General features: G+C 71.8%; 15 protein-coding genes. 13 read left to right on the top strand and 2 right to left on the bottom strand.

The window, feature by feature from the left end; all coding sequences use genetic code 11:
* Positions 1–8: 8 nt before the first annotated feature.
* From BJP25_RS25685 to BJP25_RS25630, 12 genes are all read left to right on the top strand, one after another.
* Positions 9–191, top strand: coding sequence for a DUF3073 domain-containing protein (locus tag BJP25_RS25685; RefSeq protein ID WP_075977521.1), 183 nt, complete (start codon positions 9–11; stop codon positions 189–191).
* Between the two features lie 310 nt (positions 192–501).
* Positions 502–1,362: a mycothiol synthase gene (gene mshD, locus BJP25_RS25680; RefSeq protein ID WP_075977520.1), complete on the top strand. Its 861-nt coding sequence runs from the start codon at positions 502–504 to the stop codon at positions 1,360–1,362.
* Between the two features lie 212 nt (positions 1,363–1,574).
* On the top strand, positions 1,575–2,702 hold the full coding sequence (gene pstS / locus BJP25_RS25675; RefSeq protein ID WP_075977519.1) for a phosphate ABC transporter substrate-binding protein PstS: 1,128 nt from the start codon (positions 1,575–1,577) through the stop codon (positions 2,700–2,702).
* Between the two features lie 120 nt (positions 2,703–2,822).
* Positions 2,823–3,797: a phosphate ABC transporter permease subunit PstC gene (gene pstC, locus BJP25_RS25670; protein WP_233158251.1), complete on the top strand. Its 975-nt coding sequence runs from the start codon at positions 2,823–2,825 to the stop codon at positions 3,795–3,797.
* 29 nt (positions 3,798–3,826) lie between these two features.
* Positions 3,827–4,705: a phosphate ABC transporter permease PstA gene (gene pstA / locus BJP25_RS25665; protein WP_075977848.1), complete on the top strand. Its 879-nt coding sequence runs from the start codon at positions 3,827–3,829 to the stop codon at positions 4,703–4,705.
* A gap of 6 nt (positions 4,706–4,711) precedes the next feature.
* Positions 4,712–5,488 carry a phosphate ABC transporter ATP-binding protein PstB gene (gene pstB / locus BJP25_RS25660; protein ID WP_075977517.1) on the top strand — a complete coding sequence of 259 codons (777 nt, stop codon included), beginning with the start codon at positions 4,712–4,714 and terminating at the stop codon, positions 5,486–5,488.
* A 339-nt stretch (positions 5,489–5,827) separates the two neighbouring features.
* Positions 5,828–6,391 (top strand): DUF3558 domain-containing protein, encoded by a 564-nt coding sequence (locus BJP25_RS25655; RefSeq protein ID WP_332888645.1) that lies wholly within the window; start codon positions 5,828–5,830, stop codon positions 6,389–6,391.
* 115 nt (positions 6,392–6,506) lie between these two features.
* Positions 6,507–7,064 (top strand): DUF3558 family protein, encoded by a 558-nt coding sequence (locus BJP25_RS25650; RefSeq protein ID WP_233158284.1) that lies wholly within the window; start codon positions 6,507–6,509, stop codon positions 7,062–7,064.
* 226 nt (positions 7,065–7,290) lie between these two features.
* Entirely contained in the window at positions 7,291–7,674 is a 384-nt protein-coding gene (locus BJP25_RS25645) for a hypothetical protein (RefSeq protein WP_075977514.1), read from the top strand.
* Between the two features lie 13 nt (positions 7,675–7,687).
* Positions 7,688–8,263: a DUF3558 family protein gene (locus tag BJP25_RS25640; protein WP_075977513.1), complete on the top strand. Its 576-nt coding sequence runs from the start codon at positions 7,688–7,690 to the stop codon at positions 8,261–8,263.
* A 283-nt stretch (positions 8,264–8,546) separates the two neighbouring features.
* Positions 8,547–10,082 carry a PPE domain-containing protein gene (locus BJP25_RS34385; protein ID WP_158075720.1) on the top strand — a complete coding sequence of 512 codons (1,536 nt, stop codon included), beginning with the start codon at positions 8,547–8,549 and terminating at the stop codon, positions 10,080–10,082.
* Between the two features lie 19 nt (positions 10,083–10,101).
* The gene (locus BJP25_RS25630) at positions 10,102–10,866 is read left to right on the top strand and encodes an ESX secretion-associated protein EspG (RefSeq protein ID WP_075977511.1); all 765 of its coding nucleotides are present in this window, start codon (positions 10,102–10,104) and stop codon (positions 10,864–10,866) included.
* On the opposite strand, the gene BJP25_RS25625 is transcribed toward BJP25_RS25630, so the two are convergent.
* Positions 10,852–11,427, bottom strand: coding sequence for a helix-turn-helix transcriptional regulator (locus BJP25_RS25625; protein ID WP_075977847.1), 576 nt, complete (start codon positions 11,425–11,427; stop codon positions 10,852–10,854). The two genes, BJP25_RS25630 and BJP25_RS25625, sit on opposite strands and share 15 nt — an antisense overlap.
* A 52-nt stretch (positions 11,428–11,479) precedes the next feature.
* Here BJP25_RS25625 and BJP25_RS25620 point away from each other — a divergent pair, with 52 nt between their 5' ends.
* A complete protein-coding gene (locus BJP25_RS25620) occupies positions 11,480–12,643 on the top strand; it encodes an FAD-dependent oxidoreductase (protein WP_075977510.1) in 1,164 nt (387 codons plus the stop codon).
* A 16-nt stretch (positions 12,644–12,659) separates the two neighbouring features.
* Here BJP25_RS25620 and BJP25_RS25615 read toward each other — a convergent pair whose 3' ends face one another.
* On the bottom strand, positions 12,660–13,277 hold the full coding sequence (locus BJP25_RS25615; RefSeq protein ID WP_075977509.1) for a hypothetical protein: 618 nt from the start codon (positions 13,275–13,277) through the stop codon (positions 12,660–12,662).
* Between the last annotated feature and the right edge of the window lie 8 nt (positions 13,278–13,285).

Below are 13,285 nucleotides of genomic sequence, written 5' to 3'. Positions count from 1 at the left end.
GTCGAGCCATGGGGCGCGGCCGAGCTAAGGCCAAGCAGACGAAGGTGGCCCGGGAGCTCAAGTACAGCTCACACCACACGGACTTCGACGCCCTGCAGCGCGAGCTGGCGGGCCACAAGTCCGACGAGGGTCACGACAGTGACCCGTTCGACGACTCGTCCGAGGACGAGTACGACGACTACCGGCGATGAAGCGCGGGTCCGGTGCCCACCCGGTGCCGGATCCGACCCCGCATCCCCTCTCGTAGCCCTCCCGGTCCACCCCGCCGCGCCACCGCGGGGTAGGAACTCGGGCGGGCGCAGGTGCGCGAGCTCCTGACGTGCTGGGGCCACGCCACTGGAGGCAGCTGCCGCCCGTCCCCGCACCCGGGTGCCGTGCGGCAGCTCCCCCGCCGGTGCTCGACCCCAGGAGCGGACCGCCCGTCGGCCCGCCCCCAGCGCTACCCCGCCCCGCGCGCCCGCGTCCTCTCCGGACGGTCGCCGCGCCGGTACCCTCGCGGGCGTGACGACCCTGACCTGGGCAGCCGAGGCACCCGAGACCACCCTCCCGCTGCTGCGCGCCGTCGCGGCCGCCGACGGCAGGCCCGAGCTGGGCGACGACCTGCCGGGTGGGTTCCGCGGCGGCGAGCACCTCACCGCCGACCTCGACGGCACCCCGGTCGCCTACGCGCACCTCGACACCGCGGGCGACGCGTTCGGGCGCCAGGTCGTCGAGCTGTTCGTCCACCCCGACCACCGCCGCCGCGGCATCGGCACCGCCATCGCCAGGGCCGTCCTCGACCGCGCCGCCCCGGGGGCGCGCTTCTGGTCGCACGGCGACCACCCCGGCGCCGCCGCCATCGCCGCCGGGCTCGGGCTGGCGAAGGTGCGCGAGCTGCTGGTCATGCGGCGGGCGCTCGGCGCGGGCGACCTCCCCGAGCCCGCCTGGCCCGAGGGCGTCACCGCGCGGACCTTCGAGCCCGGCCGCGACGAGGACGCCGTCATCGCCGTCAACAAGGCCGCCTTCGACTGGCACCCCGAGCAGGGTGCACTCACCGTGACCGACCTCGTGGCCACGGAGGGTGAGCCCTGGTTCGACCCGGCGGGCTTCTTCCTCGCCGTCGACGCCCGCGACCGGGTGCTCGGGTTCCACTGGACGAAGGTGCACCCCGACGGCGAGGGCGAGGTGTACGTGGTGGGGGTCGACCCGGCGGCGCAGGGCGGGGGTCTCGGCAAGGCGCTCACCCTGGTCGGGCTGCACCACCTGGAGGCCGCGGGGCGGCCGTCGGTGCTGCTGTACGTCGAGTCCGACAACCACCCGGCGGTGGCCGTCTACACCCGGTTGGGGTTCGCCCGTTCGGCCGCAGACGTGCAGTGGGCCTAGCGCTTAACGACGGGCGGCCGAGTCGTCACCGAACGCGCACGCGCGGGTCACGGGACGGCCTCGATCGCGCACCGGAGGCGGTATCCGCGGCCTTGTTCACTCTGCGTTCACCTCCTCTGAGGAACCCGTCCACCGACACTGCTTAGCGTCGCGGCGAGACGGCGGGCAGGGAGTCGCGCCGCGGGATGTGAACACCTCTGTCTGGAGGAAATGTGAAGACCAAGCGGACCGCGTCGGTCCTCGGGTTCGTGGCCGCCGGTGCCCTCGTGCTCACCGCGTGCGGCAGCGACAACAACACGGCCACCGGTTCTGGCAACACCGGTGCCCCGGCGCCCACCGCTACCGCCGCTGTCGAGTGCGGCGGCAAGAAGGCCCTGACCGCGGAGGGCTCCAGCGCGCAGAAGGGCGCAATGGAGACCTTCATCGCCGCGTACGGGCAGAAGTGCTCCGGGCAGCAGCTCTCCTACAACCCCACCGGCTCCGGTGCGGGCGTGAAGCAGTTCAACGCGGGCATCGTCGACTTCGGCGGCTCGGACTCGGCGCTGAACAAGGACAAGGGCGAGGTCGACGCGGCGGCCAAGCGCTGCCAGGGCAACCCGGCCTGGAACCTGCCGCTGGTGTTCGGCCCGGTCGCCATCGCCTACAAGCTCGACGGCGCCCCGGCGCTGACCCTGACCCCGGAGCTGACCGCCAAGATCTTCTCCGGCCAGGTCACCAAGTGGAACGACGCCGCGATCGCCTCGGCCAACTCCGGCGCCACCCTGCCGGACAAGGCCATCACCGTGGTCTACCGCGGCGACGAGTCGGGCACCACCGACAACTTCCAGAAGTACCTCAAGGCCTCCTCGAAGGGCGCCTGGACCAAGGACGCGGGCAAGAAGTTCAACGGCGGCGTCGGCCAGGGCGCCCAGGGCTCGGCGGGCGTCGCCGACGCCATCTCCGCCGGTGACGGCGCGATCGGCTACGTCGAGTGGTCCTACGCCCAGGACAAGAAGCTGTCCACCGCCAAGATCGACTCGGGCTCCGGCGCGGTCGAGCTGAGCGCCGAGTCGGCCGCCAAGGCCATCGCCTCGGCCAAGGTCAAGGGCCAGGGCAACGACCTCGTCCTCGACCTCGACGCCCTCTACGCGTCCAACACCGCGGGCGCCTACCCGCTGGTGCTGGCCACCTACGAGATCGTCTGCTCGAAGGGCTACGACGCCGACACCGCCAAGGCCGTCAAGGCGTTCCTGACGGTCGCGGCCACCGACGGCCAGGCCTCGCTGGCGGACGCGGGCTACGTCCCGCTGCCCAACGAGTTCCAGTCGAAGCTGCTGACCGCCATCGGCGCGATCGCCTGACGCGAGCACCAGGCAGACACTGAGCGCAGCACGCGAATGAGCGACTACGCCAAGGTCGGACGCCCCGCGACCCGGGAGACCGGGTCGCGGGGCTCGGCTGACACCGCACCGGAGACCACCATGCCCCCTGCACCACCGGACCAGGGCGCGCCCCCGGCCCAGCGGAAGGTCGTCACCCGCCCGGGTGACCGGATCTTCAAGGCGCTGACCGTCGGCTCCGGCGCCCTGATCGTCGTGATGATCGCCCTGATCGGCGTCTTCCTGCTGATCCAGGCGATCCCCTCGCTGGTGGACAACCAGGCCAACTTCCTGTTCAGCCGGGAGTGGAACGCCGACCCGGCCGCGCTGGCCTTCGGCGTGCTCGACCTGCTGCTGGTGACGGTGTTCAGCTCGATCTTCGCGCTGATCATCGCGATGCCGATCTCGCTGGGCATCGCGCTGTTCCTCACCCAGTACGCCCCCCGCCCGCTGGCCAGGCCGTTCGCCTACCTGGTGGACCTGCTGGCCGCGGTGCCCTCGATCATCTTCGGCCTCTGGGGCCTCTACGAGCTCGCCCCGGCCCTGGCGCCGGTCAGCGAGTTCCTCAACAGCGCCCTGGGCTGGCTGCCGATCTTCGCCACCGGGTCGTCGAACCTGGCCATCGGCCAGACCATCTTCACCGCGGGCATCGTCCTGGCGGTGATGCTGCTGCCGATCATCACCGCGATCTCCCGCGAGGTCTTCGAGCGCACCCCGCGCATGCAGGTCGAGGGCGCGCTGGCGCTCGGGGCCACCAAGTGGGAGGTCGTGCGCACCACGGTGCTGCCCTTCGGCCGCGCCGGGTACATCAGCGCCTCGATGCTGGGCCTGGGCCGCGCGCTCGGCGAGACCATCGCGGTCCTGATCATCCTGGCCTCGACCAACGACGCCTTCGGCTTCAGCCTCTTCGACGGCGGCGACACGATCGCCTCGAAGATCGCCCGCGCCGCCGCGGAGTTCAACGACCCGCGCGGGGCGGGCGCCTACATCGCCGCGGGCCTGGTGCTGTTCGTGCTGACCTTCCTGGTCAACGCCGCCGCCCGGTCCATCGTCGCAGGCCGCAAGGAGTACGAGTGAGCACCGCAGTCGACCTGGACCGCCCGGCCATGGGGCCGACGTTCCAGCAGATCTCCGGCGGCCGCCGGTTCCGCGACCGGCTGGCCTCCACCCTGGTGTGGGTGGCCTTCGCGGTCGCGGTCATCCCGCTGGTCTGGGTGCTGATCACGGTCCTGGCCCGCGGCGCCGAGCACGTGTTCAGCTCGACCTGGTGGACCAACTCCCTGGCCGGGCTGACCTCGCGCCAGTTCGGCGGCGGGGTCTACCACGCGATCATCGGCACCCTGCTGCAGGGCCTGGTGTGCGCGGTGATCGCCGTGCCGATCGCGATCCTGGTGGCCATCTACCTGGTCGAGTACGGCAAGGGCAAGCGGCTGGCCTCGGCGGTGACCTTCACCGTCGACATCCTCTCCGGCGTGCCCTCGATCGTGGCCGCGCTGTTCATCTACGCCCTGTGGGTGACCACCCTGGGCCTGCCGCGCAGCGCCTTCGCGGTGTCGCTGGCCCTGGTGCTGCTGATGATCCCGGTCGTGGTGCGCACCACCGAGGAGCTGCTCAAGATCGTCCCGGACGAGCTGCGCGAGGCCGCCTACGCCCTGGGCATCCCCAAGTGGAAGACGATCGTCAAGATCGTCGTGCCGACCGCGCTGTCGGGCATCATCACCGGCATCTCGCTGGCCATCGCCCGCGTCATGGGCGAGACCGCCCCGGTGCTGATCCTGGTGGGCTACACCACCTACATCAACTTCGACCCGTTCGACGGCAACATGGCCTCGCTGCCGCTGCTGATGTCCTCCGAGCGGCTCACCCCCACCGCCGCGGGCGAGGCCAGGGTCTGGGGTGCGGCGGTCACCCTGATCCTCATCATCACCCTGTTCAACCTGCTCGGATCGCTGATCTCCAAGCTGACCTCCCTGAAGGCGAAGTAGAGGACCATGGCCAAGCGCATCGACGTCGAGAACCTGAACCTCTACTACGGCAAGTTCCACGCCGTCGACGAGGTCTCGCTGGCCGTGCCGCCGCACAGCGTCACCGCCTTCATCGGCCCGTCCGGCTGCGGCAAGTCCACCGTGCTGCGCTCCCTCAACCGCATGCACGAGGTCATCCCCGGCGCCCGCGCCGAGGGCCAGGTCCTGCTCGACGGCGAGGACATCTACGCCGGCACCGTCGACCCGGTCTCGGTCCGCCGCACCATCGGCATGGTCTTCCAGCGCCCCAACCCCTTCCCCACCATGTCCATCCGCGACAACGTGGTGGCGGGCCTCAAGCTCGCGGGCGAGAAGCGCCGCGCCGTCCTCGACGAGGTCGCCGAGCAGGCCCTGCGCGGCGCCAACCTCTGGGCCGAGGTCAAGGACCGCCTCACCCGCCCCGGCGGCGGCCTCTCCGGCGGCCAGCAGCAGCGCCTCTGCATCGCCCGCGCCATCGCCGTGCGCCCCGACGTCCTGCTCATGGACGAGCCCTGCTCGGCCCTCGACCCCATCTCCACCCTGGCCATCGAGGACCTCATCGGCGAGCTCAAGAAGGACTACACGATCGTCATCGTCACCCACAACATGCAGCAGGCCGCCCGCGTCAGCGACCAGACCGCCTTCTTCAACCTCGCGGGCGTCGGCCAACCCGGCAAGCTCATCGAGATCGACGAGACCGAGAAGATCTTCTCCAACCCCGGCCAGAAGGCCACCGAGGACTACATCTCCGGCCGCTTCGGCTGATCCCACCCCCGCACCACCCCTCGGGCCCCCGCCCCCCAGCGGGGGCCCGAGGCCGTCTCGCCATCCTGGTACGTTCCCCCACGTGAACCGGGGGAGATTCACGCGCTCGAAGCCCAGCGGCTCAACGCGCGCACTGCTGCTGTCCGCCACCACCGCCCTGGCCGCGTGCTCCACCGGCATCCCCGGTGAGCCCCTGGCTCGGCCCACCCAGGTCTCCACCTCGACCTCCGCCCCAGCCACCCCGCTGGCCACCGTCCAACCCTGCGACCTCCTGCCAGACACCGCCCGTGCTGGCGAGCAACGCCAACCGGCTCGCCTGATGAAAGCAGCTTGAACACCGTGAACCGCGTTGCCGTGCTGTCGCCGTTCCTCGGCGCGCTCCTGTTGGGGTCCGTGGCTTGCTCCTCCGGCACGGACGGCCGTGCTTTTCCCAGCGAGGACACCGCCACTGCTACGACGCGTACCCCAGCATTCGAGCTGGACGAGACCACCGTGCCCTCGTCGAGAGGCTCCCTGGCCTCGATCGACCCGTGCGAGTTGGTGCCGGAGTCCGGCAAGGGTGAGCTCGGGTTGACCGGGTTCGGTGAGGCCGAGAAGGCGCCGAGCTCTTGGGGCTGCAGCTGGCAGGTCAAAGGGAGCACCATCGCCTCGAGCTACACCATCGCTGTCATCGTGTACCCGAAGGTTGGGTTGGACGACGTCGTCGGACAGGACAAGCAGGAGACGACGGTGGGTTCGCACAAGGCGGTCCGCTCCCTCCGCTCCGGCGGTGGTGGGTGCTCCTACGCCATGGAGGTGGCGGAGAAGTCGCGGGTCGAGGTGCTGGCGGTCGGAGGGGACGGGGGCCAGCTGTGCGGACCTGCTCTCCAGTTGGCCATGGCCATCGAGCCGCAGGTGCCCTGAGCGGGTGGCTCAACCGGTCGTCCGGAACAGGAGCATCCGCCGCATAGCCGACCAGACCAAAGCGACCCAGCTCGCCTGACCGAAAGCGGTAGACCAGACCGTGAAGCGCTTGATCGTGCTCGTCTCGGCCTTCTGCGCCCTCTTGGTGGGTGCCGCGGCTTGCTCATCGGAGACGCAGGGCAGCGCGCTGCCGGGGCGTTCGACCGCCATCGCGGAACCGACGTCGGTTGGGCAGACCACCGGGGCGCCGTCCACCAGTGACGGGTCGGGTGGGGGGACCAGCGACCTGCAGGCATGTGACCTGCTCCCGGCCAGCGCTCGCTCTGAGCTGGGCATCAGCGACGGTGGCGACGACCGGCAGATCGGCCAGGCCCGTGCCTGCTACTACCGGGTGCGCACGGACAGCCTCGCAACCAGCTATGCCCTCGTCGTCGCGATCCTCGACAAGCAGGGGCTCGCTGACATCGTCGCCCGCGGCGAGAAGGTCGAGAGCAAGATCGGCTCGCACGACGCGGTCCAGGCCGTGCGCGGCCCCGGCGGCTGCGCCGTCTCCCTCGGCATCACTGCCGACTCCCGCGTCGACGCCCAGGTCACCGGCGACGCCGAGCAGGACCTCTGCGCGCCCGCCATGGCCGCGGCGAAGCTCATCGAGCCGCAGCTTCCGCAGTCCTGACCAGTGGAAAGTATCGTGAACCGCGTTCTCGTCTGCCGCTCTTCGCCGTCGTCCTGCCAGGGGGTTGCCGCCTGTTCCTCCGCCACCACTTGAGGGCGTTCCACCAATCCCTCGACAAGGCTGACGAGCGGAACCCCTGGCCCCCGCAACCCGTCAGAACCCCGACACCGACTACCGCGGGTTGGTACCGTCGAGCAGAGCCAACACCCAGGACAAGGGGGCCGCCATGTACATCGATGAGGGCGCGGGCGCACCCCTCGGCCCGATCGGCAAGTCCATGGCCGATTTCGCCAGCAGCGCCGCCGCGGGCCAGTTCGCCGTCAGCCAATCCGGCGGTGACGCCTTGCTGAGCGCAATCCGCACCATGATGACGTGGGTGGACAAGAACATCGGCAGGCTCGACATCCTCTCCCAGGTGCCTCAGCTGGGGTCGAGCAACGGTGCCCAGGTGATGGGTCCCTACGTGCAGTCGGTCGCGTCCGACGGCGAAGGCTTCCTCACCCAGCTCACCGCCTTCCGCGAGTCGTTGGTCAAGGCGGAGGAGGGCATCACCCAGGCCATGGCCAACTACCAGCAGGTCGACAACCTCAACGCGAGCAAGCTCGTCTGACCGGAAAGCTGGAATGATCACTGTGAAGCGCTTCGCGCTGCTCGTCGGCACGTCCACTGCTCTGGCGCTGGGTGCCGTCGGCTGCTCCGGGAGCACACCGGGAACGCCTGTGCCGAGTCCAGGGGGGGAGTCGACGACCTCGTCAAGCCAGGACTCCACCTCGTCAGAGGAGACCACCTCCCCCGGGGGCAGCGGTTCGGTGGATGACCTCGATCCGTGCGAGCTGCTCTCCAGTTCCGAGTTGAGCAGGCTGGGGGCGCCCGCCCAGGGGGAGGCCGAGGAGTTGGCGGGGGTCCGCCACTGCGACTGGCGGGTCGAGAAGAGCAGCGCGGCGGCGAGCTACACGCTCTCTGTGCAGGTCCTGGGCAAGGTGGGGCTCGCGGACGTCAACGGCACGGGCAAGCAGGACATCGAGGTCGGGTCGCACAAGGGGGTGCGGTCGACTCGGCCGAGTGGGGTGGCTTGCGTGGTGTCGATCGAGGTAGCTGAGAAGGCGCGGGTGGATGTCGTGGTCACCGGGGGTGAGGCGGCGAGCCGGTGTGGGCCTGCCGAGGAAGCCGCCGGGTTCGTGGAGCCACGGCTTCCCTAGGGCGACTGCTCGGGAACCGGTGGGTGGGTAGCTCCGTCAGAGCAAGACGGACGCCGGTTCGGGTTGGTACCGTCGAGACCCGGTGTGAGCAGCTGGTGCTGGTGCGCGTAGTGGGAGGGTCGGGAGCATGGCTGGGCCTGGGAGTGTGCAGACCGCGTACCACCCGCCGTCGGGGGAGGGGCGGGGGGGTTCGGACCCGAACAGCCCTGGGTACGACGCCACGAAGGACCCGAACTCGCCGCTCTACATCGATCCGGCGGGGACGTCGGACACCTCGCAGGAGGTGCGGGATGACGCTGAGCAGCAGGTGGACCAGCGCAGCGAGGACGGGAACTTCATCGAGCGGTTGATCGCGAAGTTCACGCGCAACGGTGACATCAACGAGCAGTACAACCAGGAGATGTCGGCGCAGGCTCGGGCGTTGGCGGCTGGGGTGGACACGCGGCAGGGGCCCGGGCTGGCGTGCACGAACTACATGTCCTACGACCACAAGGCGCTCAAGCCGATGGTGACCGAGGACGTGGACCCCGACCAGGTCGGGGAGATGGGGCAGATGTACGTCGAGGCCGGGAACCAGATGGTGGCGTTCCAGTCGGACGTGGCGTCGGCGATCAACAGCAGCCAGGCGGACTGGCAGGGCAAGGCGGGGGACCAGGCCAGGCAGTTCATGGCCGACGTGGCGAACTGGGTGGGCAAGGCGGGGCAGAGCGCGCAGCTGGCGGGGACGCAGGCGGGGATCCAGTCCAGCGCGCTGGCCGAGGCGAAGAACTCGATGCCCGACCCGGTGGAGTTCGACCTGGGGGCGGCCAACCGCGACCTGCAGACGACCACCGACCCGTTCCAGCTGGTCACCAAGGCCGCGATGTACCAGGAGCAGTACCAGCGCTCGCAGGCCGCGCACGAGGAGGCCGCGCGGGTCGTGGGCACCTACGACGGCGCGCTGGGCAGCAGTTCGACCATGCCCGCGTTCTCCACGCCGCCGCAGATGTCGGGGGCGGGCGGCGACGACGGCACCGGGGGTGACGACGGGCGGTCGGTGCAGAAGCCCGGCACCGGCGGGCCCGAGATCACCGGTGGCGGCGGCCCCAACCCCGGCGGTGGCTACCAGCAGAACCCCGGCGGCGGGGGTGGCACCACCGCGCCCACCTTCGGCGGTGGCGGCAACACCGGCGGGGGCGGCAACGGCGGCAACAACGGCGGCGGTGGGGGCACCACCACGCCGGGCATCCCGACCATCCCGGGCGGCGGCCAGACCACGCCGGGCCAGTACAACCCGGGCGGCTCCGGCTCGAACTACCCCGGTTACAACAACCCGGGCTACAACGGCGGCGGCGGCAACGCGGGCCACGGCGGCGGGCAGGGCTTCGGCGGCATGGCCCCGATCGCGGGTGGCCCCATGAGCGGCCTCGGTGAGGACTCCCTGCGCAGCGGCCGCGGCGGTGCCGGGTTCGGCGGCGGCCGCGGTGGCTTCGGCGGCGGCGCGGGCGGTTTCGGTTCAGGCTCAGGCGGCGGCGCTGGTGCCGGTTCAGGCGCGGGCGGCGGTGCTGGTGCGGGCGCCGGTGGGCTCGGCAAGGGCGGTGCGGCGGCGGGCGCGGGCGCGCTGGCGGCCGAGCAGGCCATGGGCGCGCGCGGTGGTGCCGCGGGCGCGGCGGCGGCCGGTGGTCGCGGGGGCGGCTTCGGCGGTGGCGTGGGCGGCGGTGCCCGCGGCCAGGGTTCGGAGGACGAGGAGCACGACCGCCCGTCGTACCTGGTCGAGGCCGATCCGGACGAGGTGTTCGGCACCGACGAGATGACCGCACCACCGGTCATCGGGGGGTAGTCGGCGGTAGGTTGTGCCCATGCCGCCCCGGTCGTTCTCGCTGTCGCTCGCCGCCGTGGACGTGCTGTCGCAGCTGCTGGGCGTCAACTGCAGGCTGTACCCGTTCGAGGTGCCCAGCTTCGGCCAGTTCGAGGAGGACCGCGCGCGCATCGCGCGGGCGGTGTTCACCGACCTGCACAACCGGGGTCTGCTCGTCGGCGACACCGTGGACGCCGACGTGGTGGCGGCGCTGACGGCCACCGGCGGCGACCACGACGTCGCGGTGGCGATGATGGGCACCCTGGAGCCGGGCCGCGAGGTGCAGGCCAGGGCCTCGGCCGCGGGCTCCACCGGCGTGCTGGCGGTGCAGAAGGGCCAGACGATCGAGTTCGAGCTGGTCAGCCCCTCGGGCCTGGGCCGCGCCCTGGTGGGCCTGCTGCCCGCGCTGGGCCCCGGTCCGGGCCAGTCGGTGCAGGTCGTGCGGCCCGCCCCGGTCCAGCAGGAGGGCTTCACCCAGGCGGTGCGCCCGGCCCGGTCGGGGTCGGACGCGCAGTTCCGACTCGCCACGGCCATGCTCGAACGACCGCGCACGGGCGGCGGGTTCTTCCTCGTCACGGCCAAGGGCAGGCACGGCCGCGAGCTGGACAAGGGCACGATCGGCTGGATCGACACCACCGCGGGCCGCTACCTCGTCGTGTCCCGCCCCAACACCGACGGTGAGCTGCGGGCCACCTACTCCCCCGCCGACGCCGCCCGGTTGGCCCACCACCTCGACGACGTCCTGGCGGAGTCAGTCGGCCGCTGACCCCCGCGGCCACTGGGCGGGCCAGCTCAGCTCCCCCGAGCGCAGGTCCGCGACCACCGACTCCAGCCACCCGACCTCGGCGCGCCGCAGCACCGCGGTGTACTCGTCCTCCAGCAGGAACAGCCGCGGCAGCGGGACCTCCACCTCCAGCTCCGCGAGTTCCGCGCGCAGCGCCCGCACCCGGGCCTCCAGGCAGGCGGCGACCTCCTCGGGGCTCAGCAGCGGGATCGACGACAGCGCCGCGGGCATGTCCGGGTACTCCGCGGACGGGGTGGACAGCATCTCCCGCAGCCAGGAGACGGCGGTCTCGGCGCCGAGGTCGGTGAGCGCGTAGACCGTGCGCTCCGGCCTGCCCGGCTCGCGGGTGACCTCGTGGACCTGGATGAGGCCGTCCCGGGTCAGCCGGTCGATCGCCTGGTAGACGCTGTTGCGCTGGGTGACGTTGACGATCTTGTCCTTGGCCCGCTCCTTGATCAGCTCGCGCATCCGGTACGGGTGCATCGGGGCTTCGGTGAGCAGCACGAGCAGGACGAGGGCGAGGGGGGAGCGGCGGACGGGCACGGGCACACCGTAACCCCCTCGACAGCTTGGTCATATTATGTATAGTCATACTATGACCAAGCATGCAGCCATCATCGGCGGTGGCATCGCGGGGCCGGTGGCGGCCATGGCGCTGCAACGGGCCGGGTTCACCCCGACCATCCACGAGGCCTACGACCGCACTGCCGAGGGTGTCGGGGCGTTCCTGACCCTCGCGCCGAACGGGGTGAGCGCGCTGGCCGCGCTCGGGGTGGACGCGGGGGAAGTGGGGTTCCCGACCCCCAAGATGCACCTCTACCTGGGGGAAGACCGCTTCCTCAAGGAGATGGCCATGCAGGGCGAGCACGGCCGGGCGATCACGCTCAACCGCGTCGACCTGTACGTCCTGCTGCGCGACGAGGCGCAGCGGCGGGGCATCGAGGTGCGCTACGGCCAGCGCCTCGTCGGCGCCGAGGGTGGTGCGGGCAGCGTGCGCGCCCGCTTCCAGGACGGGTCGACCACCACCGCCGACCTGCTCATCGGCGCGGACGGGCTGCGCTCGACGGTGAGGCGGGTGATCGACCCCGGCGCGCCGGAGGCCCGCTACGTGCCGCTGCTCAACACCGGCGGGTACGCCCGCGGCGTCGACCTCGGCACCGAGGTGGGTGTGGTCAAGATGGTGTTCGGCAGGCGCGCGTTCCTGGGCGCCGTCACCGCCCCGGACGGGACGGTGTGGTGGTTCGCGAACGTTCCGCAGAAGCGGGAGCTGTCGCGGGAGGAGTTGGCGGCGGTGTCGCCCGAGCAGTGGCGGGGCAGGCTCGTCGAGCTGTTCGCCGAGGACGGTGACCTCGCGCGCGGGCTCATCGAGGGCTCGCCGGAGCTGATGGCGCCGTGGAGCACCTACGACTTCCCGACCGTCCCCGTCTGGCACCGCGACCGGATGCTGATCATCGGCGACGCCGCGCACGCGACCTCACCGGCGGCCGGCCAGGGCGCGTCGATGGCCCTGGAGGACGCCGTCGAGCTGGGCCGGTGCCTGCGCGACCTGCCGGTGGACCGGGCCTTCGCCGCCTACGAGGCCGCGCGGCGCGGGCGGGTCGAGCGCGTGGTGAAGCAGGGCAAGCGCAACGGCGACGCCAAGGGCATCGGCGCCGTCGGGCGCGTGCTGCTGCCGCTGGTGTTCCGCTTCATGCCCGACCCGGACCTGCGCTGGCTCTACGACCGCCAGGCCGTCTGGGACGAGCCGGTGCGCGCCTGATCCGGGCGCCCGCGGCTCAGGGCGCGGGCCGGTCCAGGTCGACGGGGGCGACGCGGAAGAAGCCGCCGTCCGGGTCGTAGCCGTGCACGACCGCGCGGCTGCCCACCCGCAGCGGCTCCGCCCCGCTCTGGCGCACCTGCACCAGGGTGGTCGAGCCGTCGAGGGCGGTGACCTCGGCCTGGCCGAACGACCCGTCCACGCGGCCGGTGCGCACCACGCACACCAGGCCGACGTAGTTGGCCAGGGCGGGCGGGGCGGGGGCGGCGAACACCCGGCGCAACGCGACGACGACGAGCCGGGTGAGCAGCACGGCCACGAGCACGGCGGCCAGCAGCACCGCGAACGACTGCCCGATCACGGCCACCCTGGACAGCCCGTCCACCGGCAGCAGCAGCGTCCCGGCCAGGCAGCCGGACCAGGACAGCGCCACCACCAGGCTCAGCGCCACGCTGATCGGCACGCCGCCGAGCCCCAGGCCCGCCAGGGTGGCCCCGCCGGTGCCGTCCACCCCGTCCAGCGCTTCCACCCCGGACAGTCCGAGCGCGACCAGCACCCAGAAGACGACGGCGACGGCCAGCAGGAACGTGAACAGCGCGGCCGGGAAGCTCAACGCGGCGACGATGAGGTCCCGCACGGCGCCCT

This window comes from Actinokineospora bangkokensis, assembly GCF_001940455.1.
GTDB lineage: Bacteria > Actinomycetota > Actinomycetes > Mycobacteriales > Pseudonocardiaceae > Actinokineospora > Actinokineospora bangkokensis.
Note: the sequence above shows the minus strand (reverse complement) of the source record. Positions and strands in the feature narration are given on the sequence as shown.

Excerpts from the sequence above, each read along its gene's own strand:
- BJP25_RS25685 (WP_075977521.1), top strand. The coding sequence starts at position 9 with ATGGGGCGCGGCCGAGCTAAGGCCAAGCAGACGAAGGTGGCCCGGGAG.
- pstC (WP_233158251.1), top strand. The coding sequence starts at position 2,823 with ATGCCCCCTGCACCACCGGACCAGGGCGCGCCCCCGGCCCAGCGGAAG.
- BJP25_RS25645 (WP_075977514.1), top strand. The coding sequence starts at position 7,291 with ATGTACATCGATGAGGGCGCGGGCGCACCCCTCGGCCCGATCGGCAAG.
- BJP25_RS25620 (WP_075977510.1), top strand. The coding sequence starts at position 11,480 with ATGACCAAGCATGCAGCCATCATCGGCGGTGGCATCGCGGGGCCGGTG.
- BJP25_RS25630 (WP_075977511.1), top strand. The coding sequence starts at position 10,102 with ATGCCGCCCCGGTCGTTCTCGCTGTCGCTCGCCGCCGTGGACGTGCTG.
- BJP25_RS25640 (WP_075977513.1), top strand. The coding sequence starts at position 7,688 with ATGATCACTGTGAAGCGCTTCGCGCTGCTCGTCGGCACGTCCACTGCT.
- pstA (WP_075977848.1), top strand. The coding sequence starts at position 3,827 with ATGGGGCCGACGTTCCAGCAGATCTCCGGCGGCCGCCGGTTCCGCGAC.
- pstB (WP_075977517.1), top strand. The coding sequence starts at position 4,712 with ATGGCCAAGCGCATCGACGTCGAGAACCTGAACCTCTACTACGGCAAG.